The sequence below is a fragment of the Salipiger sp. PrR003 genome (genome assembly GCF_010500785.1).
GTDB lineage: Bacteria > Pseudomonadota > Alphaproteobacteria > Rhodobacterales > Rhodobacteraceae > Salipiger > Salipiger pacificus_A.
The window spans coordinates 12,397-32,981 of the sequence record NZ_JAAGOV010000051.1 but is presented as its reverse complement, the minus strand read 5'-3'; the positions used below and the strand labels follow the sequence as shown (position 1 = coordinate 32,981).

Annotated in this window: 18 protein-coding genes and 1 pseudogene; 8 read left to right on the top strand and 11 right to left on the bottom strand. The window is 67.2% G+C overall.

Features of this window, described 5'->3' with window-relative positions:
• From G0D83_RS18980 to G0D83_RS18965, 4 genes are read right to left on the bottom strand one after another with little or no spacing between them, the layout of a single operon-like run.
• On the bottom strand, nt 1-801 hold the full coding sequence (locus G0D83_RS18980; protein ID WP_164196335.1) for an ABC transporter permease: 801 nt from the start codon (nt 799-801) through the stop codon (nt 1-3).
• A complete protein-coding gene (locus tag G0D83_RS18975) occupies nt 798-1,628 on the bottom strand; it encodes an ABC transporter permease (protein ID WP_164196334.1) in 831 nt (276 codons plus the stop codon). The genes G0D83_RS18980 and G0D83_RS18975 overlap by 4 nt, the downstream gene beginning before the upstream one ends.
• On the bottom strand, nt 1,625-2,704 hold the full coding sequence (locus G0D83_RS18970; RefSeq protein ID WP_164196333.1) for an ABC transporter ATP-binding protein: 1,080 nt from the start codon (nt 2,702-2,704) through the stop codon (nt 1,625-1,627). The genes G0D83_RS18975 and G0D83_RS18970 overlap by 4 nt, the downstream gene beginning before the upstream one ends.
• A 13-nt stretch (nt 2,705-2,717) precedes the next feature.
• Entirely contained in the window at nt 2,718-3,770 is a 1,053-nt protein-coding gene (locus tag G0D83_RS18965) for an extracellular solute-binding protein (RefSeq protein WP_164196332.1), read from the bottom strand.
• A 216-nt stretch (nt 3,771-3,986) separates the two neighbouring features.
• On the opposite strand from G0D83_RS18965, the gene G0D83_RS18960 reads away from it, so the two are divergent.
• On the top strand, nt 3,987-5,297 hold the full coding sequence (locus G0D83_RS18960) for an amidohydrolase family protein (RefSeq protein ID WP_164196331.1): 1,311 nt from the start codon (nt 3,987-3,989) through the stop codon (nt 5,295-5,297).
• A 9-nt stretch (nt 5,298-5,306) separates the two neighbouring features.
• Here G0D83_RS18960 and G0D83_RS18955 read toward each other — a convergent pair whose 3' ends face one another.
• Together G0D83_RS18955 and G0D83_RS18950 are read right to left on the bottom strand one after the other, a co-directional pair.
• Nucleotides 5,307-6,002 (bottom strand): GntR family transcriptional regulator, encoded by a 696-nt coding sequence (locus G0D83_RS18955; RefSeq protein ID WP_235958143.1) that lies wholly within the window; start codon nt 6,000-6,002, stop codon nt 5,307-5,309.
• A gap of 484 nt (nt 6,003-6,486) precedes the next feature.
• Nucleotides 6,487-6,875 (bottom strand): annotated as a pseudogene (locus tag G0D83_RS18950) (transposase); the annotation flags it as partial.
• Between the two features lie 126 nt (nt 6,876-7,001).
• Here G0D83_RS18950 and G0D83_RS18945 point away from each other — a divergent pair.
• On the top strand, nt 7,002-7,160 hold the full coding sequence (locus G0D83_RS18945; RefSeq protein WP_164196329.1) for a hypothetical protein: 159 nt from the start codon (nt 7,002-7,004) through the stop codon (nt 7,158-7,160).
• A 213-nt stretch (nt 7,161-7,373) separates the two neighbouring features.
• Here G0D83_RS18945 and G0D83_RS18940 read toward each other — a convergent pair whose 3' ends face one another.
• From G0D83_RS18940 to G0D83_RS18925, 4 genes are read right to left on the bottom strand one after another with little or no spacing between them, the layout of a single operon-like run.
• Complete coding sequence (locus G0D83_RS18940; RefSeq protein ID WP_164196328.1) at nt 7,374-8,957, bottom strand: tripartite tricarboxylate transporter permease; 1,584 nt, start codon at nt 8,955-8,957, stop codon at nt 7,374-7,376.
• A 12-nt stretch (nt 8,958-8,969) separates the two neighbouring features.
• A complete protein-coding gene (locus G0D83_RS18935; RefSeq protein ID WP_164196327.1) occupies nt 8,970-9,593 on the bottom strand; it encodes a tripartite tricarboxylate transporter TctB family protein in 624 nt (207 codons plus the stop codon).
• The gene (locus G0D83_RS18930) at nt 9,590-10,528 is read right to left on the bottom strand and encodes a tripartite tricarboxylate transporter substrate binding protein (protein WP_164196326.1); all 939 of its coding nucleotides are present in this window, start codon (nt 10,526-10,528) and stop codon (nt 9,590-9,592) included. Before G0D83_RS18930 ends, G0D83_RS18935 begins: the two co-directional genes overlap by 4 nt.
• A gap of 38 nt (nt 10,529-10,566) precedes the next feature.
• Complete coding sequence (locus G0D83_RS18925) at nt 10,567-11,343, bottom strand: GntR family transcriptional regulator (RefSeq protein WP_235958141.1); 777 nt, start codon at nt 11,341-11,343, stop codon at nt 10,567-10,569.
• Between the two features lie 107 nt (nt 11,344-11,450).
• Between G0D83_RS18925 and G0D83_RS18920 the strand changes: the two genes are divergently transcribed.
• The 6 genes from G0D83_RS18920 to G0D83_RS18895 all read left to right on the top strand — a co-directional run bounded on the left by G0D83_RS18920 (nt 11,451) and on the right by G0D83_RS18895 (nt 19,818).
• Entirely contained in the window at nt 11,451-13,568 is a 2,118-nt protein-coding gene (locus tag G0D83_RS18920; protein WP_164196324.1) for a gamma-glutamyltransferase family protein, read from the top strand.
• Between the two features lie 669 nt (nt 13,569-14,237).
• A complete protein-coding gene (locus G0D83_RS18915) occupies nt 14,238-15,746 on the top strand; it encodes a fumarate hydratase (protein WP_164196323.1) in 1,509 nt (502 codons plus the stop codon).
• Nucleotides 15,747-15,894: 148 nt separating this feature from the next.
• On the top strand, nt 15,895-17,058 hold the full coding sequence (locus G0D83_RS18910) for an acyl-CoA dehydrogenase family protein (protein ID WP_164196322.1): 1,164 nt from the start codon (nt 15,895-15,897) through the stop codon (nt 17,056-17,058).
• The gene (locus tag G0D83_RS18905) at nt 17,058-18,167 is read left to right on the top strand and encodes a CaiB/BaiF CoA-transferase family protein (protein WP_164196321.1); all 1,110 of its coding nucleotides are present in this window, start codon (nt 17,058-17,060) and stop codon (nt 18,165-18,167) included. Before G0D83_RS18910 ends, G0D83_RS18905 begins: the two co-directional genes overlap by 1 nt.
• A gap of 2 nt (nt 18,168-18,169) precedes the next feature.
• Nucleotides 18,170-19,024, top strand: a complete 855-nt coding sequence (locus tag G0D83_RS18900) for a MaoC family dehydratase N-terminal domain-containing protein (RefSeq protein WP_164196320.1) — start codon at nt 18,170-18,172, stop codon at nt 19,022-19,024.
• Nucleotides 19,018-19,818 (top strand): CoA ester lyase, encoded by an 801-nt coding sequence (locus G0D83_RS18895; RefSeq protein WP_164196319.1) that lies wholly within the window; start codon nt 19,018-19,020, stop codon nt 19,816-19,818. The genes G0D83_RS18900 and G0D83_RS18895 overlap by 7 nt, the downstream gene beginning before the upstream one ends.
• Here G0D83_RS18895 and G0D83_RS18890 read toward each other — a convergent pair whose 3' ends face one another.
• The gene (locus G0D83_RS18890) at nt 19,819-20,568 is read right to left on the bottom strand and encodes a class I SAM-dependent methyltransferase (RefSeq protein WP_164196318.1); all 750 of its coding nucleotides are present in this window, start codon (nt 20,566-20,568) and stop codon (nt 19,819-19,821) included.
• Nucleotides 20,569-20,585 lie beyond the last annotated feature (17 nt).

Genomic DNA, 20,585 nt, shown 5'->3' with positions numbered 1-20,585 from the left:
TCATCCTTGGATCATGCGGTTCAGGCCGACGGTGCGCGCGCCGATCACCAGCACGATGATCGCCAACAGGATCAGCCCCGAGGACATGGCCGCCAGCGACGGGTCGGGCTGTTCCTCGAGATACTGCAGCATCTTGATCGGCAGGGTCTTGTTGCGCGCGTCGGTCAGGAAGATCGAGATCGGGTAGTTGTCCATCGAGGCGAGGAAGGCGAAGAGCCCCGAGGTCAGGTAGGCAGGGGCAAGGCTCGGCACCAGCACCTTGAGGATCGACTTCGGATAGCTGAGGCCCAGCGTGCGGGCCGCATCGATCAGCGAGAAGTCGAAGGCCGCCATCGAGGCCAGCAGCGTGCGCATAACGAAAGGCAGCGTGATGACGATATGGCCCAGCAGCAGCGACCAGTAAGCGTCGCGCAGCCCGATCTCGCGAAAGAACTGCAAGAGCGCCACGCCCAGCACCAGCCCTGGCATCATCAGCGGCGAGACGGCAAAGGTGGCCACGGCCTCGCGTCCGGGAAACTGGCCGCGCGTGACGGCGACCGCGGCGAGCGTGCCCAGCACCAGCGAGACCAGCGTCGAGACCGCGGCGAGGTTCACCGAGAGCACTACGGCGTCCCAGAGCCCGCTGCGCTCGCCCAGCGAGCGATACCAGCGCAGCGACCAATCCGGCGGCGGCAGCGTGTAGACCGGCGATGAGGTGAAAGAGGCCGCCAGCGTGATCACGATGGGCAGCATCAGGAAGGCCACGCAGGCGAGCCCGACGATCCACGAGAGCGTGCGGAAGATGCGGTCTGTCTGGGTCATTGGCGGGCTCCCAGCCGGCGGGCAAGCCAGCTCGACAGCACGACCACCAGCACCGCGATGCCCAGCAGGACCGCCGAGATGGTCGAGCCGAGCGGCTCGTTGCGAAGATAGAGGAACGACCGGGCGATCAGCATCGACAGCGTCTGCTGGCGCTCGCCGACGATCAGCGAGGGGATCACGTACATCGACACCGCCAGCGAGAAGGTGAAGGCGGAACCCGCCACCACGCCGGGCAGGGTCAGCGGTAGCGTGACGTTGAAGAAGCGGAACAACGGCGTTGCGCCGAGCGAGGCCGCGGCCTCGGGCAGGCGCTGGTCGAGCTGGCGGACGACGGCGTAAATCGGCAGCACCATGAAGGGCAGGAAGACGTTCGCCGCCCCGACCACCAGCGCCGCTTCGGTGAACATCATGCGCATCGGCTTGTCGATCAACCCGATCCATTGCAGCGCCCCGTTGAGCGCCCCGTTGGCGCGGAAGAGGATCGACCAGGCAAAGGCCTTGACCACCACGCCGAGCGACATGGGCAGCACCATCGCCACGAGGAAGACGGTCAGCCAGCCTCCCCTCGCACGGCTCATGGCGAAGGCGGTAGGATAGGCGATGACCAGCGCCAGCAGCGTGGTCAGCGCCGCGACCCGCAGCGTACGCCAGAGCACCCGCATGTTGTACTCGTCTGCGAAGAAGGCGCGGTACTCGGCCAGCGAGAAGCCCTCGGGGGTCTGCACCGACTTGGCCAGGAGCAGAACCAGCGGCAGCGCATAGACCACGGCAAGGAAGCCGAGCGCTGGCACTGCCAGCAGCGAGATGCGGTCGATCCGGCCGCTCATGCCGCGTCCCCGTAGACCAGCGTGTCCTCGACCGCCCAGCCCAGCGTCACCGTCTCGCCACGCGCCAGCCCGGTGCGGATGCCGGGCAACTCGCACAGGAGGCGGTCGGCCTCGGCGGCGCGGCCGTGCAGCACGGTCTTCGAGCCCAGCACCATCGCGTCCTCGAGCGCGACGGAGAGGCTGTTCTCGCCCTGCCCCAGCGCGATCAGCTCGGGGCGCACCCCGACCATCACCGTCGCGCCGAGCGGCACCTCGCCGCGGGCGCGCAGCGCACCATAGGGCGTCTCGATCGACAGCAGCCCGCCCTCGGCCGCGGTGACGCGTCCGTGCAAGCGGGTCGACAGGCCGACGAAATCCATGACGAAAGGCGAGGCGGGCCGCGCGTAGAGTGTCGAGGGATCCGCGAACTGCTCGATCTTCCCGGCATTCATCACCGCGATCCGGTCCGAGACGCCCATCGCCTCTTCCTGATCGTGGGTGACAAAAATGGCCGTGATGCCGCGGTCGCGCAGCAGTGACTTGAGTTCCACCTGCATGGTCTCGCGCAGCTTACGGTCGAGCGCCGAGAAGGGCTCGTCGAGCAGCAGCAGGTCCGGGCCGACCACCAGCGCGCGGGCCACCGCGACGCGCTGCTGCTGACCGCCCGACAGCGCCGAGATCGGCCGCTCGGCAAAGCTTTCCATCCGCACGAGGCGCAGCGCCTCGGCCACCGGCGCGGCGATCTCGGCCTTGGGCGTGCCGCGGGCGCGCAGCCCGAAGGCGACGTTCTCGGCCACCGTCAGGTGCGGGAAAAGCGCATAGTTCTGGAATACCACCGACACGTTGCGCCGGTGCGCCGGGAAGCGGCTGATGTCGCGCCCGCCCAGCACCACCGAGCCCTCGTCGGCCTCCATGAGCCCGGCGATGATGCGCAGCAGCGTGGTCTTTCCGCAGCCCGAGGGACCGAGGAGAGAGACAAGCTCTCCCCGGTCCACCCGGAAGTTCATGCCGGACATGACGCGGGTGCCTTTGAAGGATTTCCCGACGCCCCAGACATCGAGGTAGCGCCGGTCTGCGGGCGAAGGGGTCTGAGCCATGTCCGTCATCGTCTCAGAGCGCCATCAGCTTGTCGAAACGCTCGATCCAGTCGCGGCGGTTGGCGGCGACGAAAGCCCAGTCGGGGCTGTAGATCTCGACACCGTCGGGGATCACCGCGCCGGCCTTGACAGTGGTGTTGGCGGGAACCGAGGCGGCGAAATCGGCGATGGCGGTCTGCATCTTCTCGCCCAGCATCTCGTTCACGTAGGCCGCGGCGAGTTCCGCGTTGGGCCCATCCTTCACGAGGCAGATGCCCGAGGGCATGGCGAAGATGCCTTCCTTCGGCGCGGCCAGATCCACCGGCACGCCCTCGGCCTTGCGCGGCAGCGTGTAGGACGAGAAGTTGCCCGACAGCAGCGTGATCTCGCCCTGCTCGAGCAGGTTGAAGGCCTGGCTCATCGTCGAGTAGACCGACAGCAGGTTCGGCTTCAGTTCCTCGAGCTTGGCGAAGGCGGCGTCGATCTCGTACTGCGCTTCCGAGAAGGGCTTGCCCGAGCCCAGCATGGCCGCCATGAACAACGTCCACATGCCTTCGGTATTCTGCAACGAGGGAATGATCACCTGCCCGGCGTTCGCCGGATCCCACAGCGCCTCCCACGAGGGCACGCCCTCGGCGAAGTCGGTGTTGTAGGCCACGCCCGCCCAGGGCTGGACGTAGTTGCACCACATGCCCTCCATGTGCACCGCGTCGCCGCGCAGGTCGGTCATGTTTGGCACCGCCTCGGCGGTGATGGGGGTCAGCAGGTCGGCCTCGACCGCCTGGATCATCACCGGGTCGTCCATCTGCACGACCGACAAGTAGGGGTTGTCCTTGTTCGAGGCCATCTTCTCGAGGTTGACCGAGGACTTGGTGCCCTCGAACAGGATGACGGCGCCGATCGTCGCCTTCATGTGCGGAACGACGATCTCTTCCATCCAGGCGGTGTGTGAACCGGCGCAGCCGATCACCAGCTCTGCGGATTGCGCGCGCAGCAGCGCGGGGGCCGCCAGCGTGCCGGCGGCGGCATAGGCCGAGGTCTTGAGGAGCGAACGGCGGGTGATGCCGCGGGGCGTGAGGCTTGTCATGGACTGTCCTTCTCTGTCGGGTTGGACGGCGTTTGTGCCGAGGACGGAACCGGTTCTGTCGCCGGATTTCACAATGGAATGCCATTTGACTTATGCGGGCAGCCTGCCCAATCTCCGAGAAGAAATCACGGGAATCTCCTGCAATTTCGAAAGTGACCGAAAATTGTGCGGGCTGGCACGTCTCGTGCCGCGCGCGTGGACGCAAGGAAAACCAAAATGGCATCCCATTTACGAGACGTGACCCTTCTGACCCCCGACTCGGGGCTGCGCAAGGGCGTCGATCTGCTCGTCGGCGACGATGGCCGGGTGGCCGAGATCGGGGCCACCCTTCCCCGGCGCCCCGGGGCCGAGCTGGTCGAGGGCCGCGGCGCGCTCTGCCTGCCGGGCTTCGTGAACGCGCACAACCACTCGCCGCTGATGATCGTGCGCGGCATGATCGAGGATGTCAGCTTTGCCCCCGCCTACACGCCCGGCGTGCCGCAGGGCCACTGGCTGTCGGACGAGGAGACGCTCGCCCTTGCCCGGCTCGGCGTGATGGAGATGCTCTGCGCCGGGGCCACGACCATCGTCGATTACTACCGCTGCCCCGAAGCGCTGGCGCTGGCGGCGCAGGAACTCGGTCTGCGCGCGATGGTCGGCGGGCGCGTCATGGATATGGACAGCGCCGCGCTTTCGGAGGGGCGTTTCGTCCGGGACGAGGCGCTCGGCGAGGCGACGCTGGGCGCGGCGCTCGCGGTGCAGGAAAAATGGGATGGAAAGGGACGGATCTCGACCATCCTCGCCCCGCACGCGCCCGACAGCTGCTCGCGCGAGATGTTCCTTTTGATGCGCGATCTGGCGGGCACGAGCGGCAAGCAGATCCACACACACCTCAGCCAGTCGCCGATGGAGGTCGAACAGCTGCTCGCGCGCGAAGGCATGACCCCGACCGAGTTCCTGGAAGACGTAGGCGTGCTCTCGCCCGATCTCATCGCCGCGCATTGCATCTTCATGAACGACAGCGACATCGCCCGTTTCGGCGCGGCAGGGGCGGCCGTGGCGCATGCGCCCATCGGCAACGCCAGCTTCGGTGCGGCGGCGCCGATCAAGGCGCTGCTCGGGGCCGGCGCGCGGATCACGCTCTGCACCGACACGAAGTCGGCCGACATGTTCGAGGCGATGCGCATGGCTCTGGCGACGGCGCGCTGGAAGGCGGGCATGTCCTTTGACTTCGACGCGGCGCAGGTGCTGGGCTGGGCCACGACCGGCGGAGCGGCGGCGCTGCGCGGCCACGGCGCCAGCGGCACGCTGCGGGTGGGCGATCCGGCGGACCTGATCCTGCTCGACCCCGACGCGCCCAACCTGCGTCCGGTGATCGACGGGGCCGGGATCGTCGTGCACTCGGGCAATGCCGGCAACGTCACAGACGTAATGGTCGAGGGCGAATGGTTGGTGCGCCAGCGCCGCCCGACGCGGGTCGACATGACCGAGGTGGTGCAGACCGCGCAGCGGGTCTGCGACGGGCTTTGGGCGCGCGCCCGGGGCTGAGCGCCCGGCCTAGCGCGTCTCCGCCTCCAGCATCGCAGCAAAGCTCTCGCCGGTATGCTGGAGGTGCTGGCGCCATACCTTCGCGGCAGCGGCCTCGTCGCCGCTGCGCAGCGCTTCCATCAGAGTCTCATGCTCTGCCACCGACTGCGCCAGCCTGTCGGGGTTGTGGATCGCCACGAAACGCCCGTAGCGCGCCCGTGCGATCAGCCGCTTGTGCGCGTCATGGATCACCGGGTTGCCGCAGCGCTCGACCACGAAGTCGTGGATCTCGCTGTTGGTGTCGAAATAGTCGCTGTTGCTGCCGACCTTGTAGAAGGTCAGCATGCGTGCGTGCAGTTCCTCGAGCTCGTCCAGTTCCTCGGGCGTGATGGTCCGCGCCAGCCGCTCGGCGGCGAGGCTCTCGAGCGAGGCGATGACCTCGAAGAGTTGCACTGCCTGCTCAGCGCTGCACTGCACCACCTGCGCGCCCTTGTTGCGCGAGATGTCGATCAGCCCGTCCTGGTGCAGCAGCTTCAGCGCCTCGCGCACCGGCGTGCGCGACAGGTCAAGCTCGGCCGAGATGCGCCGCTCGACCAGCCGCGAGCCCGGCGGGTAGGCCCCCTTCACGATGCGGTTGCGCAGCACCTCGGCCACCCATTGCGCGATCGCAGTCGGCGATTCCGTGGCGGGCGGCGGCGGCGGCAGGTCGGGCAGAGGCTGGGGCAATGAAACGGCTTCCCGAGAGGATTGACTTGGCATCCCATCTTGCCGATGGCGCGATACGATGCAACCGCGGAGTGTGCGGTGCGCATTGACCCGATCCGACCCGGGTCCCCTGCCCCTGAGTCGCCCGCATCACCGCCTCCTCGACAGGCCGTGCAGCATCGCGCTGCCTAAAAATCCGAAATCTTGGCATCCCATTTTCCCAATAACCTGACAATCGCGTGTTTTCCGCGGGCGGTTCCGTGCGCCGCACTCTCACCTGCCGCTCCGGAGCGCGCAGGCTCGATGTCAGCGCAGGAAGGGCACACTGCCCGCCGAGCCATTGATCCGATCGCATTACGGCAGTGTTCGTCCCTCTTCTCCAGGTTGGCGTGCCGAGAAAAATTGTCATGGACGATTTGGCCCGGCCTGCCTGAACGAATGACCGCCGCCTCGTTGTCCGTGCCCAACAGCGAGGACAACGACATGTGCGAAAGATGCGGTAGCACGGCCCATACCACGCCGATTGGCTGATCCCGATCAGCGCGCATTGCCGGGTGATCGACAGCAGCGGGTGCCTCGGCTCGATCATTTCTCGCCTTCGGGACACGCTCACCGTCCGGAGGCTTTGACTAAAAAATCCCGCTCCACCACCAGTTGGCCGATCTTGGCGTGCAGCTTCTCGATCTCGCCCTCCTTCGCGGCCGCCTTCGCCTCGGCCTTGCCGGAGAAGATCCCGGACATGCCCTCGAGCGCCTGCCGCTTCCAGGTGTTGATAAGGGTCTGATGCACGCCGTGCTTTGCCACCAGTTGGGCGACCGTCAGCTCGCCACGGATGGCCTCAAGCGCCACCTTCGCCTTGAACTCAGCGCCGTAATTCTTTCGTTTGCCAGCCACGCTGTTCTCCCGGCAAGCTTAACAGGATGTCCTGTTTTCAGAGACCTCCTCAGAACGCGGTGGTCCATCTTCCGAGCTTGCTTGCGAAAGACATCAAACTGCTCTTCCCCCGCCCGCAGAACTCGGTTGGCCGCGCAGCTGCGCGAGCGCGGTTGGATCACCGTCGAAGCCAGCGAAGAGGAGACGCGGGCAAAGCAGCTCTTCCCGACAGAGCAAGGGAAGCGGGTCCTTGAAAGGATCGAGGGGCAAGTTCTGAAACGCCAGGACGAGATCTTCGCGCGCTGACGCAGCAGGAACGCGACCTGTTCCTGCGGCTCTGTCGCAAGCTGATCCACGGCGGAGGGCTTGGCGCCTCGGCCGCCCTCTTTGTCGACGGTAATCAATGCACCCGCCCGGGTTCCGAGCGCCGGCGTCGCGATACTGCAGGCGCCCGGTTTTCCGTTCTTAGCACGCGGCCGGTAACCGAGCGCAGGATGCGAACCCCTGCCGCGGGTTTACTCACACACTCCTGGCCTGACGCACCATGCGGACCAGCAGGAAGCCCGAGCAGGCCAGCATCCCCACCGCAATCGGCGATTTGAGCAGGAACAGCGCATCCCCGCCGGAGGCGGTGAAGGCGCCGCGCACCAGGCCCTCCAGCGTCGGCGCTAGCAAGAAGCCGATCACGAAGGGCAGGATCGAGATCCGCAGCCGCCGCAGCGCGTAGCCGATCAGCGCAAAGGCCGCTGCGGTCAAGAGCCCGAGGTAGCCGCCGTCCTGCACGTATGCCGCGGTGAGCGAGACGGTCAGGATAACCGGCAGCATGAGCTCCTTGGGAATGCGCACGAGATGGCCGAGAAAGCCCATGAGCACCCCGCCCAACGTCCAGTTGAAAAGGTTCGCCACCACCATCATCGTGAACATGCCGAAGGCCATGACGAGGTTGGTGTTGAGGATCGTGTCAAAGCCCTCGATCTCCTGGATGGGGGTGAACTGGAACACCTGCGGGCCGAAGGAGAAGTCGCCGATCGTCTCCACCGCAAGGATGATGAAAACGGCCGCGAAGTTGCCGGGAATGCCGAGACTCATCACCGGTATCAGGTTGGCGCCGGAGACGGCGGAGTTCGCCGCCTCGGTTGCCACCACCCCATCGGGCGTGCCCTGCCCGAAGGACTCGGGCGTCTTCGAGCGCCGCTTGGCCGTGTCATAGCTCAGCGTCGCAGCAGTGGTGGTGCCGATCCCGGGCAGCGCGCCGATCATCGTGCCGATGGCGGCAGAGCGCAGAATGCCGGGCAGCATCCGCGCTCGCTCGGACCATGTCAGCCGCGGGCCCATCTGGGGCCTGGTGGGGGGCGGCGCGTCGACCTTGCGGGCGTCATGCATCTCCTCGATTGAGATCAGCACCTCTGAGATCACCAGCACCCCCAGCACCGCCGAGGTCAGCGGCAAGCCGTTGCCAAGCTCGGGAATACCGAAAGTGAGCCGCGGGCCGTTACCTGACATGGTCGAGCCGACGAGCGAGACGAACATGCCCAAAAGCCCGCCGATCAGCCCCTTCAGCGGCGCTCTGCCGACCACTGCGGCCATGAAGCAGAGCGACAGGATGATCAGCGCCGACTTCTCCGGCAGACCAAGGATGCGCTCAACCGCCACGGCGATGGCCGGGGCCGCGATGAAGAGCACGATGTCCGAGAAGTTGTCGCCCACGACAGAGGCAAAATGCGCGGTTTGGATTGCCTTGCGGCCCTGCCCCTTGCGCGCCATTGGATAGCCGTCGAGCGTGGTGAGGAAGGCATCGGGCGTTCCAGGCGTCTTGAACAGGATCGCCGGCACCGCGCCGCCCACCGTGGCGCCCTTCATGATGCCGAGCAGACAGCCGAGAACCGGGTAGAGCGCGTCGTTGCCGTAACCGAAGATCGACACGAGAATGGGCAGCGCGATTGCCATGGCGAAGGGGCCGGACATGCCCGGCACCGCGCCGATGAGAATGCCGACCAGAACCCCGACCAGAACCATCAGGAGCGGAAGTAGCTGCAGAGCACCATCGGCGCCTATGAACACGGAAGTCACGCCGAGCTCGACGTATTGCAGGAGAAGGTCCATGAAGAGGCGTCCTCAGAGGTCGGCGTTCGGGGGCAGTTGGATATTGTCCAGCAGGCCGTCGAAGATCAGGATCATCACCGCGACTGTGGCGGCGGCGATCAGCACGTGACGTGTCCGCAACCGGTGGCAGGTGGTTCGGATGAAGCCGCAGGTCATCAGCGTGCCGCCGACGAAGAATCCCGAGACGTCGAAAGGAAAGCTCGCCGAGGCCGCCCGGTAGCCGCTGAAATCGGTGAGTCTCAGCGCGTTGGTCAGCGCGACCAGCGCCGGACCGGTCCAGTTCATCACCAGCAGGCTCGCGGCGGTCAGCAGCAGTGCGCGGCCGAGAAATCCGAGGTTGCCCAGGCTGATACGCCCCACCTCCTCCCCGTCCGACCCGCGCCTTGCCCCGAGCTGGCTCAGGATCAGCAGCGCCGCGAGCGGCACCATTAGACCCACCAGTAGGATGGGAAAGAAGCTGTCACCGGGCACCGTGCGCCCGGTGAGATTGGTCTGCCGAAAGCCGCTGCCGATGTCCCGGGGAAACCAGACCAGCAGGCACAGCATCACAAAAGCCAGCGTGCCGAGACCAATCCAGAGGTTCCAGCGCCCGGCAGGGGCCGGGCGTGCCGCAGTTTTCCCGGGACGGCCGGTCATTGCGCGAAGGCCTTCATCATCTCGACGTTGGTGTCGTAGGTGGCGAGGATTTGCTCGCGCAGCGCGTCGCCCTGCGTCACGATCGGCGCAGGCGGATACTGCTTCTCGATGAACTGGCGGGTTTCGCTCTCAGGGTCGGCGAGGATCTCGGCCACCACGGCGCCGATCTCGTCGCGGATCTCGTCCGGAAGCCCGGCCGGCGCGGTGATGATGTACTGGTAGCCGAGGTTCAGCGCGATACCCATGTCCTTCAGCGTCGGCTTCTCCGGGTCGAGCGCCACCGGCGTCGCCTCGGCCGAGGCGAGGATCTTCAGCACGCCGGCCTCGACCAGGGGCTTCTGCACGCCGCCGCCCCAGCCCACGTTCGCATCCATCGACACCAGCGCGTTGAGCGCGCCTTTGCCGCCCTGCGTACGCAGGTGGTTGACGCTGATGTCCAGCCCGCGCGCCACCAGCTCGGCACCGGCTTCGACCTGCGTGCCCCAGTTGGCCCAGACGATCTGCTCACCTCCCGCGGCCGCAGCCTGCAGGTCCTCTAGGGTCTCCCAGCCGCTGTCGGCGCGCGCCAGAACGGCCATTTGCGAGCCCGCGGTGGTGGTGATGTAGGTGAAATCCTCGGGCGAGAGATTGTCGCTGTTCATCGGCGCGAAGTCGTAGGTGGTGGTGATTGCAAAGCCGAGCGTCTGCCCGTCCGGCGCCTCGGACTTGAGCTGCGCCGACATCACCGTACCGTCCTCGCCGGCCTTGTTTTCGGGCACGACCTTCCAGCCGCGCCGCGCCTCGATTTCCTTCGCGAGCGTGCGGCCCTGCACATCGGTGCCTCCACCGGCGCCGTAGCCGATCCACAGGCGGATCGGCCCGTCGGGCTGCCATTCGGCGAGGGCGGGGCTGGCGAGGGCCAGCATCGAGACGGCGATCAGAAGCGATCTTTTCATATCTATCTCCACTGTTGTGTTTAGGCTTTTCGTTAGGGTCAGAATCCGGTCTTGCCCTCGACCAGTTCCATCGGCCGGTGGCCGCGCGGCAGCTCGAAGCGCTGCACGATCTGCAAACGGCCGTCGCGGTCGTATTCGCTCGCATCCCAGATCATCCCGACGTGGGGCGCGGCGAGGTCGAGCTGTTCGCAGGCGTGACGTGACAACAGCTCGGCGCTGGCGCTATGCCGGACCTGCGCGGTCCGGATGCCAAAGCGTTCCCACAGCAGGCGGTGGTACGAGGCGCCGTGCAGGGTCTCTGACCCCTCGCCGGGCAACTCCACGTGATACTCGCAGCGCATGAAAAAAGAGCTGTAGGCGGGCGAGGCCCCCGACACCCAGACAAGGCGGTCGATGCGCATGACCTCCTCTGCCTCGAAGCCTGTGAGCAGCGCCCCGTATTCCGCCGTCGGCACCCGCTGTACCCGCACGACACGGGTAAAAGGCATCATCTCTTCGCCCGTTGCAGGATCGCGGAACCGGTAGACGTGGACCTCGGGAACCTGGTGGTCGAGATCGGCGATGAAGCTGCCAAGCTTGCGGCGGCGGATGATGAGCCCCTGCTCGACCAGCTGCGCCAGCGCCTTCTGGACCGTCGACAGGCCGACCGGGAGCGAGGCGCTGATCTCGGTCTCCTTGGGCAGGTGACCACCCGGCATGTAGGTGCCGGAACGGATGCAAGCGGCGAAGGCCTCTGCCAAGCGCTGGTACTTCACGCCGGTATCGGGGGTTGCCTCCCACTGCGCTGCCAGGGGCGCCAGGGACAGTTTACTCATCGGGTGACTCATACAACAACGGTAGTAATGCTCCTTTCGACTTGTCAACTACGTAGTTAATAAACTACGCTGAAAAAACTTGGAAGTTATTAGGAAGGCAGGACGGAATGACGGAAACTTGGGCAGTTGCTTCCGGACACCCGACCGCGACCCGCGCCGCCGAGCGCATCCTCCTGGCGGGTGGCAATGCGGTGGACGCCGGGGTCGCCGCCGGGCTGACGCTCGGCGTGGTCCAGCCCGACCTCGTTTCGATTGCCGGGGTCGCGCCCATTGTCATGTTCGACGCCGCAACGGGTCAGGTCACCAGCCAGGACGGGGTCGGAGGCTGGCCCGCCGCCGCCAATGTCGAGGCGATGCACGAGGCGCACGGAGCGCACGTGCCCGAGGGCCTCCTGCGTACGGTCATCCCTGCCGCTCCCGCGAGCTGGATCCGCGCGCTGTCCGAAAAGGGCACACTGCGCTTCGCCGACATCGCCGAGGAGGCCCTGAAGGCCGCCCGCGACGGCTTTGAGGTCTACCGGCTCTTTGCCGACTTCGTCGCCTCCCGGCAGGAAAAATACGCCCGCTTCCCCTCCACCGCCGAGATCTTTCTGCCCGGCGGCCGCCCGCCCGTGGTCGGAGAGCGCTTCTTCCAGCGCGACCTTGCCTGGACGCTGGAGCAAATGATCGCCGCCGAGGCTGCCTGTCCCGGTGACCGCCAGGCAGGACTGGCCGCCGCACGCGCCGCCTTTTACGAGGGGCCCATCGCCGAGCGCATCGTCGCCTTCCATCAGGCAAACGGCGGTCTGCTCACCGCGGCCGACCTCGCCGGCTACGAGGTCCGCGAGGAGCCGACGGTGCCCGTGCGGTTCCGGGGCGCCGAGGTGCATTGCTGCGGCGCGTGGTGCCAGGGCATCTCGATGGCCGAGACTCTGGCGATGATCGAGGCCGCCGGCCCCGGCGCGGCCACCCGCGACGGCGCGCTCGACCTGCATTTCCTGATCGAGGTGCTCAAGCGCGTCTTCGCCGACCGCGAGGCTTTCGTTACCGACCCCGATCACATGGCGGTCCACCCCGACGCGCTGCTCGCCCCCGAGTTTCTCGCCGACCGGCTTGCCGGCATTGGCGCGCACTCGGACCCGCTCCCCGCCCCCGGCATCCCTGCGACCCCAAGCGGCGCTCCCGCGGTCTTCCGCGTCGGCTGCGCCGACACCTCGCATGTGAGCGTCATCGACGGCGCGGGAAACATCTTCTCGGCCACGCCGAGCGATCCCAGCTACGACACGCAGGTAATCCCCGGCACCGGTCTTTCGGTGTCCTCGCGCGGGTCGCAGTCGCGGTCGATCCCCGGCCACCTCAACGCCCTCGCGCCGGGCAAACGGCCGCGGCTCACGCCCAACCCGATCCTCGCGCTGAAGGACGGCAAGCCGTGGCTCGCCATGGGCACCCCCGGCGGCGACGTGCAGGTGCAGGCCATGACGCAGGTGCTTCTAAACATGCTCGATCTCGGCATGACGCCCGAAGACGCCGTGCGCGCGCCGCGCGTCGCCACGTATGCTTTCCCCGGCAGCTTCGCGCCGCATGACGTGCACCCCAACAAGGTGCTCTACGAGGCCGATCTCGACGCCGCCCAGATCGACGACTTGACCAAGCGCGGGCACGACCTCGATGCCTGGCCGCAGGAAACATGGATGGCCGGCGGCATATGCATAGCCCTGCGCGGCCCGGATGGGCCCCTCGCCATCGCCGACACCCGCCGAGCCGGCACCGCCGCCACCGGCAGCGCCCCCGAACCGCAGACCGACCTCACCCGCATCGCCGATCCCGCCACCCCGCTGGCCGAAGCCTACGCACTCTGCGATGCAGCCATCCCCAACGGGCTGTTCACTGCGATGCGCTTCCATGCCGAGGCAATGGAGGTCGAGCGGCTCCATTCCACACTACCCGAGGTCTATCCGGTGAGCGGCCGCAAACCAAAGCGCGCCACAGCCTGGGGCGAGAAGGTGCTAATGCGCCGCGAGGTCAACACCGGGTTCGGACCCACGGACATCGCCTGGGCGTTCTCGGACCATGAGACCATACTCAGCCTCGGGCTGCAGGCGGTGCTCAATATTCCCGTGGTTTCGGAGGACCGCGTGCTTGGGACGATCAACTACCTGCGCGACGCCCCGGCGTTTTCCACCGAAGACATCGCCCGTGGCCGCAGGTACGCCCAAGCCCTCGCCCGTCGCGGAAAGCTAGAATAGACCCGCGGAAGACTTTCGTTCTCTTGGCCACAGCTGCGCCGACCATTCGAGTCTTTTTGCAGCTTAGGGTGCGTCTATAACCGGCCGGCTCGACGTACCTGAAGCGGATCGAACAACGCTTTCTCTAGGCAGCGTTAGGTTTCACCAAGCACCATGAGGGGAACAGACAGTGATCGGCGGGCCACGACACGGACGTTCTAGACAAACGCCCTGCATTGGGGCGGCAGAGTGAATACACCGCTCGGTTAAGGCCGAACTATGTAACAACAGGCTGTGGTCGCCGCACATTATTGCGAACTGCAAAACGTTCTCCGGCTGTCGGGCGACGCGAGTGCGAGGCCCGCTCCCGGAACGCCGTCCAACCAAGATCAACCCAGAAGATGCGGCGGGATCGTCGCGATGAAATCCGAGAGGTGATCGACCAGCAGCCGGACGGGTGCGCTGGCTGCCGACATCGCCTCGTCGGGCCGTCGTTCTTAGAAATAAGCCACACGTAGCCTTCAGCCAAGCGCCTCGAGCCGGGTCTTTCGAGGTGATAGCCAAGAAACGTATCGCTCACGACCGCCCATTGGATGCACTTCACGCGGCAATAGGATTCCGCTCTGGCCGGCGCACTCGCAAATATCTGTGACGTGCTGCATCCTTGCGCGCGTGAGGGAGGGAGACACCATGACCACGATCCGAGGCGAGGACATCACCGAAACGATCCGCGCAGCGCTTCAGTACATCGCGGTTTACCATGCGCCGGACTACATGCAGCGCCTCACCGAGGCTTATCGGAACGAGGAGAGTCCCGCGGCACGGGACGCGATCGGCCAGATCCTGCAAAGCGCGCGGATGGCGGCGCTCGGCCACCGCCCGGTCTGCCAGGACACCGGAATGGTGACGGTCTTTGCGCGCCTCGGTCAGTCGGCGACGATCTCCGGCGACCGGACATTGGAGGAGTATATCAACGAAGGCGTCCGCCTTGCCTATCTCGACGAGGGCAATCCGCTGCGCGCTTCGATGGTGGCCGACCCGATCTTCGCCCGCCGCAACACCCGCGACAACACCCCGGCCGTGACACACGTGGAGAGCTGTCTTGGCGACAGGCTCGAACTGATGGTGGCCGCGAAGGGCGGCGGTTCGGAAAACAAGGCGCGCTATGCCATGCTCAATCCCGCCGCCTCGGTCGCCGACTGGGTTGTCGAGACCGTCGAGGGCTTGGGCGCGGGCTGGTGCCCACCCGGGGTGATCTCGGTCGGTGTCGGTGGCAGCGCCGAGAAGGCCATGCTGCTTGCCAAGCGCGCGCTGATGGACGAGATCGACATGCACGATCTGCTGGAGCGCGGCCCCGCAACACCCGAGGAGGAGTTGAGGGTGGAACTCTACCGGCGGATCAACGCCCTGGGGATCGGCGCGCAGGGGCTCGGCGGGCTGACCACGGTGGTCGACGTGAAGGTCACGTCCTACCCGACCCATGCCGCATCGAAGCCGGTGGCGCTGATGCCGCAATGCGCGGCAAACCGGCACGCCAAGGTGACGCTCACCGGCGAGGGGCCGGTCTACCTTGATCCACCCGACCTCTCGCTTTGGCCCGAGATCGACGGCAGCGCGTCTGACAGGATCCTGCGCCGGGTGAATGTCGACACGCTGACCAAGGAGGAAATGGCCCAGTGGCAGCCCGGAGAGACGCTACTGCTGAGCGGGCACATCCTCACGGGGCGCGATGCCGCTCACCGGCGTATCAGCGAGATCCTCACGCGGGGCGAGACGTTACCCTTCTCACTGCAGGGCCGGGTTATTTACTACGTCGGGCCGGTCGATCCGGTCGGCTCCGAGGTGGTGGGCCCCGCCGGGCCGACCACCTCGACCCGGATGGACGGGTACACGCAGATGATGCTCGATCAGGGGCTGCTGTCGATGATCGGCAAGGCAGAGCGCGGGCCCGATGCAGTCGAGCGCATCGCTGCAGCCGGCGCGACCTACATCATCGCTGTGGGCGGCGCGGCGGTTTTAGTATCTCGGGCGATCCGGGGCGCACGCATGGTTGCCTTCGAGGACCTCGGCATGGAGGCGGTCCGCGAGTTCGAGATCCGTGATATGCCGGTGACAGTGGCGGTGGACAGCACCGGGCAGTCGGTGCACCGGCTCGGCCCGGCGCGCTGGCGCCGGGCCCCCGCGCCTGCCGAAAGCTGAACCGGCCCTCCACGCGTCAACCAAAGGGGCCATAGACTGAGCATATGGCCCCCATGACAAACCCGTATTTCCGCTGATCCGCCGCGATGCGGCAGTCTGCAGACCAGGGCGCCACGGGGCGCAGGTAAGCCGACGGAAGGAGAGCGCGTTGCTTCAGCACGTTGAAGAAGACTTTCAGGACATTCGCGATGCAGTGCGCGCGCTCTGCGCCCAGTTTCCCGACGAGTACCACCGCAGAATCGACGAGGCCCGCGGCTATCCGGCAGAGTTCGTCGACGCGCTGACCAAAGCGGGCTGGATGGCCGCGCTGATCCCCGAGGAATACGGCGGCTCGGGACTGGGGCTGACCGAGGCCTCGGTGATCATGGAAGAGATCAACCGCGCCGGCGGCAACTCTGGCGCGTGCCACGGCCAGATGTACAACATGAACACGCTGGTGCGGCACGGCTCCGAAGAACAGCGGCGCCGCATCCTGCCGAAGCTGGCCTCGGGCGAGCTGCGGCTGCAGTCGATGGGCGTGACCGAGCCCACCACCGGCACCGACACCACCAAGATCAAGACCACCGCCGTCAAGAAGGGCGACCGCTACGTGATCAACGGGCAGAAGGTCTGGATCAGCCGGGTGCAGCATTCCGACCTGATGATCCTGCTCGCCCGCACCACGCCGCTGTCTGAGGTCAAGAAGAAGTCCGAGGGGCTGTCGATCTTCCTCGTCGACATCAAGGGGGCGATGGGCTCGGGCATGCAGGTGCGCCCGATCCCCAACATGGTCAACCACGAGACCAACGAGCTGTTCTTCCACAACCTCGAGATCCCCGAGGAAAACCTGATCGGCGAAGAGGGCAAGGGCTTCAAGTACATCCTCACAGGGCTCAACGCCGAGCGCACGCTGATCGCGGCGGAATGCATCGGTGATGGCTACTGGTTCATCGACCGGGTGTCGAAATACGTGAGCGAGCGCGAGGTCTTCGGCCGCCCCATCGGCCAGAACCAGGGGGTGCAGTTCCCCATCGCCGAGAGCTACATCGAGGTCGAGGCCGCCAACCTCATGCGCTACAAGGCCTGCGCGCTGTTCGACGCCGGCAAACCCTGTGGCGCCGAGGCCAACATGGCCAAGTACCTCGCCGCCAAGGCTAGCTGGGAGGCCGCCAACGCCTGCATCCAGTTCCACGGCGGCTTCGGCTTCGCGTGCGAGTATGACGTCGAGCGCAAATTCCGCGAGACCCGGCTCTACCAGGTCGCGCCGATCTCGACCAACCTCATCCTGTCCTACGTCGCCGAGCATGTGCTCGGCCTGCCGCGGAGCTTCTGATGACCCTGCCCCTCTCCGGCCTCAAGGTCGTCGCCGTCGAGCAGGCGGTTGCGGCGCCCTTCGCCACCTCGCGGCTCGCCGATGCCGGTGCCGAGGTGATCAAGATCGAACGCCCCGAGGGCGATTTCGCCCGCGGCTACGATGACGTCGCCGCCGGGCAGTCGAGCTATTTCGTCTGGCTCAACCGCGGCAAGACCTCGGTGGCGCTCGACCTGCGGTCAGAGGGCGGGCGCGCGGAACTGGCGCGGCTGCTGCAGGATGCCGACGTGCTGGTGCAGAACCTCAAGCGCGGCGCACTTGGTCGCCTTGGGTTCACCCCGGAGCGGCTGGCCCGCGACTACCCCCGGCTCATCACCTGCGCGATCACCGGCTATGGCGAGGGCGGCCCGATGGCTGACCGCAAGGCCTATGACCTGCTGATCCAGGCCGAGTCGGGGCTGTGCTCGATCACCGGCGGCCCGTCCGAGCCGGCGCGCGTCGGCATGTCGATCGTCGATGTCGCCACCGGCGCCACCGCCCATGCCGCCATCCTCGAGGCGCTGATCGCCCGCGGCATCACCGGCAGGGGCGCGGCGATCTCGATCTCGATGTTCGACGTCGTGGCCGAATGGATGACCGTGCCGCTGCTGAACCACGAGGGCGGCAAGAGCCCGAAACGGGTCGGGATGGCGCATCCCTCGATCTCGCCCTACAGCGCGTTCGAAACCCGCGATGGACAGCTCATCCTGATATCGATCCAGAGCGACCGCGAGTGGCGCAGCCTGTGCGAGCATTTCCTGCGACGCCCCGAACTGGGCCGCGACCCGCGCTTCGCCACCAATGTGGCGCGGGTGGCCAACCGCCCTGAGACCGACGGCATCGTCGCCGAGGCCTTCGCCGCCATGCCCCATGCCGAGGCGCTCGCCGCGCTGGACAGGGCGGATGTCGCCATGGCATCGGTGAACGACATGGCCGGGCTTTCGGGACACCCGCACCTGCGGCGCATCGCGGTCGATACGCCCAACGGGCCGGTGTCCTATCCCGCCCCGGCGCCGCGCGTGGCGGGCGAGACCCGCAGCTACGGGCCGGTTCCCGGGCTGCCCGTGCCGCACCTCGAGACGGAGAAATGAGCATGCGCGAAACCGAGACCGATCCGGGGCTCGACATCGACGCCCTGCGCGGCTGGATCGGCGGCGAAGAGACCCGCTTGGAGCTGCTGACCCCGGCGCTGGCTGAACGGTTCAACGCCACTTTCGGGCGCAGCGGACCGCTGGACGATGGCGCCGAGGCGCCGCTGCTGATCCACCTGTGTCTGACCCAGCCCGCGGTGCCCGCCAATCAGCTCGGACCCGATGGCCATCCGGCGCGCGGCGGCTTCCTGCCGCCGGTGCCACTGCCCCGGCGCATGTGGGCCGGCGGCGCATTTGCCTTCCACCGCCCGCTGCGCATCGGCGCACTGGTCACGCGGCGCTCGACCATCCGCGACGTGACGCTCAAGCAAGGCCGCACCGGCGCGCTCTGCTTCGTCATCGTCGAGCACGAGATCTCGGACGAAAGCGGTCCCGCGCTCACCGAGCGGCAGGACATCGTCTATCGCGGCATCGACAGCGCCGCGCCGAAATCCGAGCCTGCCGCCGCCGATCCCGGAGCGCACCGCAAGGAGATCGTCGCCGATCCCGTGCTGCTGTTCCGCTATTCGGCGCTCACCTTCAATGGCCACCGCATCCACTACGACCAGCCCTATGTGACCGGCGAGGAAGGATATCCCGGCCTGATCATCCACGGCCCCCTGCAGGCGACTCTGCTGGCGCAATATGCCGCCGACCTGCGCGGCACCGTGCCGTCCGAGTTCCGCTTCCGCAGCCTGTCGCCGATCTTCGACACGGCGGATTTCTCGCTGAATGCGCAGGACACTGCAGAGGGGCTGATGCTCTGGACAGCGCGCACGGGCGGGCCGATCGCCATGCAGGCAACCGCCACATGGTGAGCCTCGCAACGCTGCGCGCCCCGCTCTTCGTTCCGGCGAGCCGTCCCGAGCGCTTTGCCAAGGCCGCGGGATCGGGCGCCTGTGCGGTAATCCTCGACCTCGAGGACGCCGTGGCAGTGGATGCCAAGGACGCGGCCCGCGCCGCGCTTGCCTGCGATTTCACCCATCTGCCGGTGCTGCTGCGGATCAACGCCGCCGGCACGCCATGGCACGAGGACGATCTGCTCACCGCGGCAAGCCTGCCCATTGCCGCGCTCATGCTGCCCAAGGCCGAAAGCGCCGGGGCGGTGGCCGCGGTTGCGCGGCGCACCGGCAAACCGATCCTGCCGCTGATCGAGAGCGCCCGCGGCCTTTCCGCCGCGCGCGAAATCGCGGCCTGCCCCGAGGTGCTGCGCCTCGCCTTCGGCTCCATCGACTTCTGCGCCGACATCGGCTGCGAGCACCTGCGCGAGACGCTGCGCCCGGTGCGGCTGGAGCTGGTCATCGCCTCGCGGCTCGCGGGCATCGCCACGCCCATCGACGGCGTCACCGCCGATCTGTCGGATCCGGCGATTACCGAGGACGACAGCCGCCATGCCCGCAGCCTCGGGATGAGCGGCAAGCTCTGCATCCACCCGAAGCAGGTAGCGCCGATCCGCGCCGGTTTCGCGCCGACAGCGGCCGAAAGGGATTGGGCGACGCGCGTGCTCGCCTCGGGCGACGGGGCAGTGGCGGTCGATGGTGCCATGGTCGACGAGCCGGTGCGCCTGCGCGCCCGTGCCATCCTCGGGATCGACCCCGGGCAGGATGGCTAATCACCCGGGCAGCTTGCGCAGCACGCGCACCATATGCGGCTGGGTCAGCACGTAGGGCGGCGCGCCCTCTGAGGTTTCCGCCCAGTGCAGGAAATCGCGGGTCACGGCTTCGGGGCTTGCGTCTATCGCGGCTCGTCGCCCGGGGTCGGCGGCGCAGAGATAGGTGACAAAGGCCTCTTCAGAGGCGAAACGGCTGATCCGGTCGATCTGCCCGTCCTCAACCGTCTCGCACCGCACCGCCGCGGCGAAGCGCCCAAGCGCCGCCCGCGCGCGGGCCCGCACCTCGGTTTCGTCATCCACCCGCCGCATCGCCTCGAAGAAGCTGCCCTGCGCCAGCGGCTCGATCAACAGCAATACGCCGCGCGGGCGCAGCAGTCGCCAGGCCTCGGCGAGGCCCGGCTCCATCTGCGCGGCGGGGACGTGGTGCAGCGAGTTGAGGAACACCGCCGCGCCGAAACTGCCGGCGCGCGCAGGGATCGCCTCGGCCCCGGCCTGCAGGAACTCGGCGCCCGGCGCCCGGCCACGGGCGATGGCCAGCGCCTCGGGCTGCGGATCGACGCCGGTGACGGCATAGCCGCGTCGCACCAGCGCCGCAGCAAGATCGCCCCGGCCGCAGCCGATGTCGAGCACCCGCCGCACCTCTTCGGCGGCGAGCACCTGCAGGATCTTCGCGGTGACGATGCTGGCCTCGGGCCGCCCGCCCTGCCCCGTGGCCTGGCGCGTCGCGTCGAGCATCTTGCGGCTTGGCATGGGCGGTCTCCCTTGGC

Bases quoted from the DNA above. Each gene is read 5' to 3' on its own strand.
- G0D83_RS18980 (WP_164196335.1), bottom strand. From the start codon at position 801: ATGACCCAGACAGACCGCATCTTCCGCACGCTCTCGTGGATCGTCGGG.
- G0D83_RS18975 (WP_164196334.1), bottom strand. From the start codon at position 1,628: ATGAGCGGCCGGATCGACCGCATCTCGCTGCTGGCAGTGCCAGCGCTC.
- G0D83_RS18970 (WP_164196333.1), bottom strand. From the start codon at position 2,704: ATGGCTCAGACCCCTTCGCCCGCAGACCGGCGCTACCTCGATGTCTGG.
- G0D83_RS18965 (WP_164196332.1), bottom strand. From the start codon at position 3,770: ATGACAAGCCTCACGCCCCGCGGCATCACCCGCCGTTCGCTCCTCAAG.
- G0D83_RS18960 (WP_164196331.1), top strand. From the start codon at position 3,987: ATGGCATCCCATTTACGAGACGTGACCCTTCTGACCCCCGACTCGGGG.
- G0D83_RS18940 (WP_164196328.1), bottom strand. From the start codon at position 8,957: ATGGACCTTCTCCTGCAATACGTCGAGCTCGGCGTGACTTCCGTGTTC.
- G0D83_RS18935 (WP_164196327.1), bottom strand. From the start codon at position 9,593: ATGACCGGCCGTCCCGGGAAAACTGCGGCACGCCCGGCCCCTGCCGGG.
- G0D83_RS18930 (WP_164196326.1), bottom strand. From the start codon at position 10,528: ATGAAAAGATCGCTTCTGATCGCCGTCTCGATGCTGGCCCTCGCCAGC.
- G0D83_RS18925 (WP_235958141.1), bottom strand. From the start codon at position 11,343: ATGAGTAAACTGTCCCTGGCGCCCCTGGCAGCGCAGTGGGAGGCAACC.
- G0D83_RS18920 (WP_164196324.1), top strand. From the start codon at position 11,451: ATGACGGAAACTTGGGCAGTTGCTTCCGGACACCCGACCGCGACCCGC.
- G0D83_RS18915 (WP_164196323.1), top strand. From the start codon at position 14,238: ATGACCACGATCCGAGGCGAGGACATCACCGAAACGATCCGCGCAGCG.
- G0D83_RS18905 (WP_164196321.1), top strand. From the start codon at position 17,058: ATGACCCTGCCCCTCTCCGGCCTCAAGGTCGTCGCCGTCGAGCAGGCG.
- G0D83_RS18900 (WP_164196320.1), top strand. From the start codon at position 18,170: ATGCGCGAAACCGAGACCGATCCGGGGCTCGACATCGACGCCCTGCGC.
- G0D83_RS18895 (WP_164196319.1), top strand. From the start codon at position 19,018: ATGGTGAGCCTCGCAACGCTGCGCGCCCCGCTCTTCGTTCCGGCGAGC.
- G0D83_RS18890 (WP_164196318.1), bottom strand. From the start codon at position 20,568: ATGCCAAGCCGCAAGATGCTCGACGCGACGCGCCAGGCCACGGGGCAG.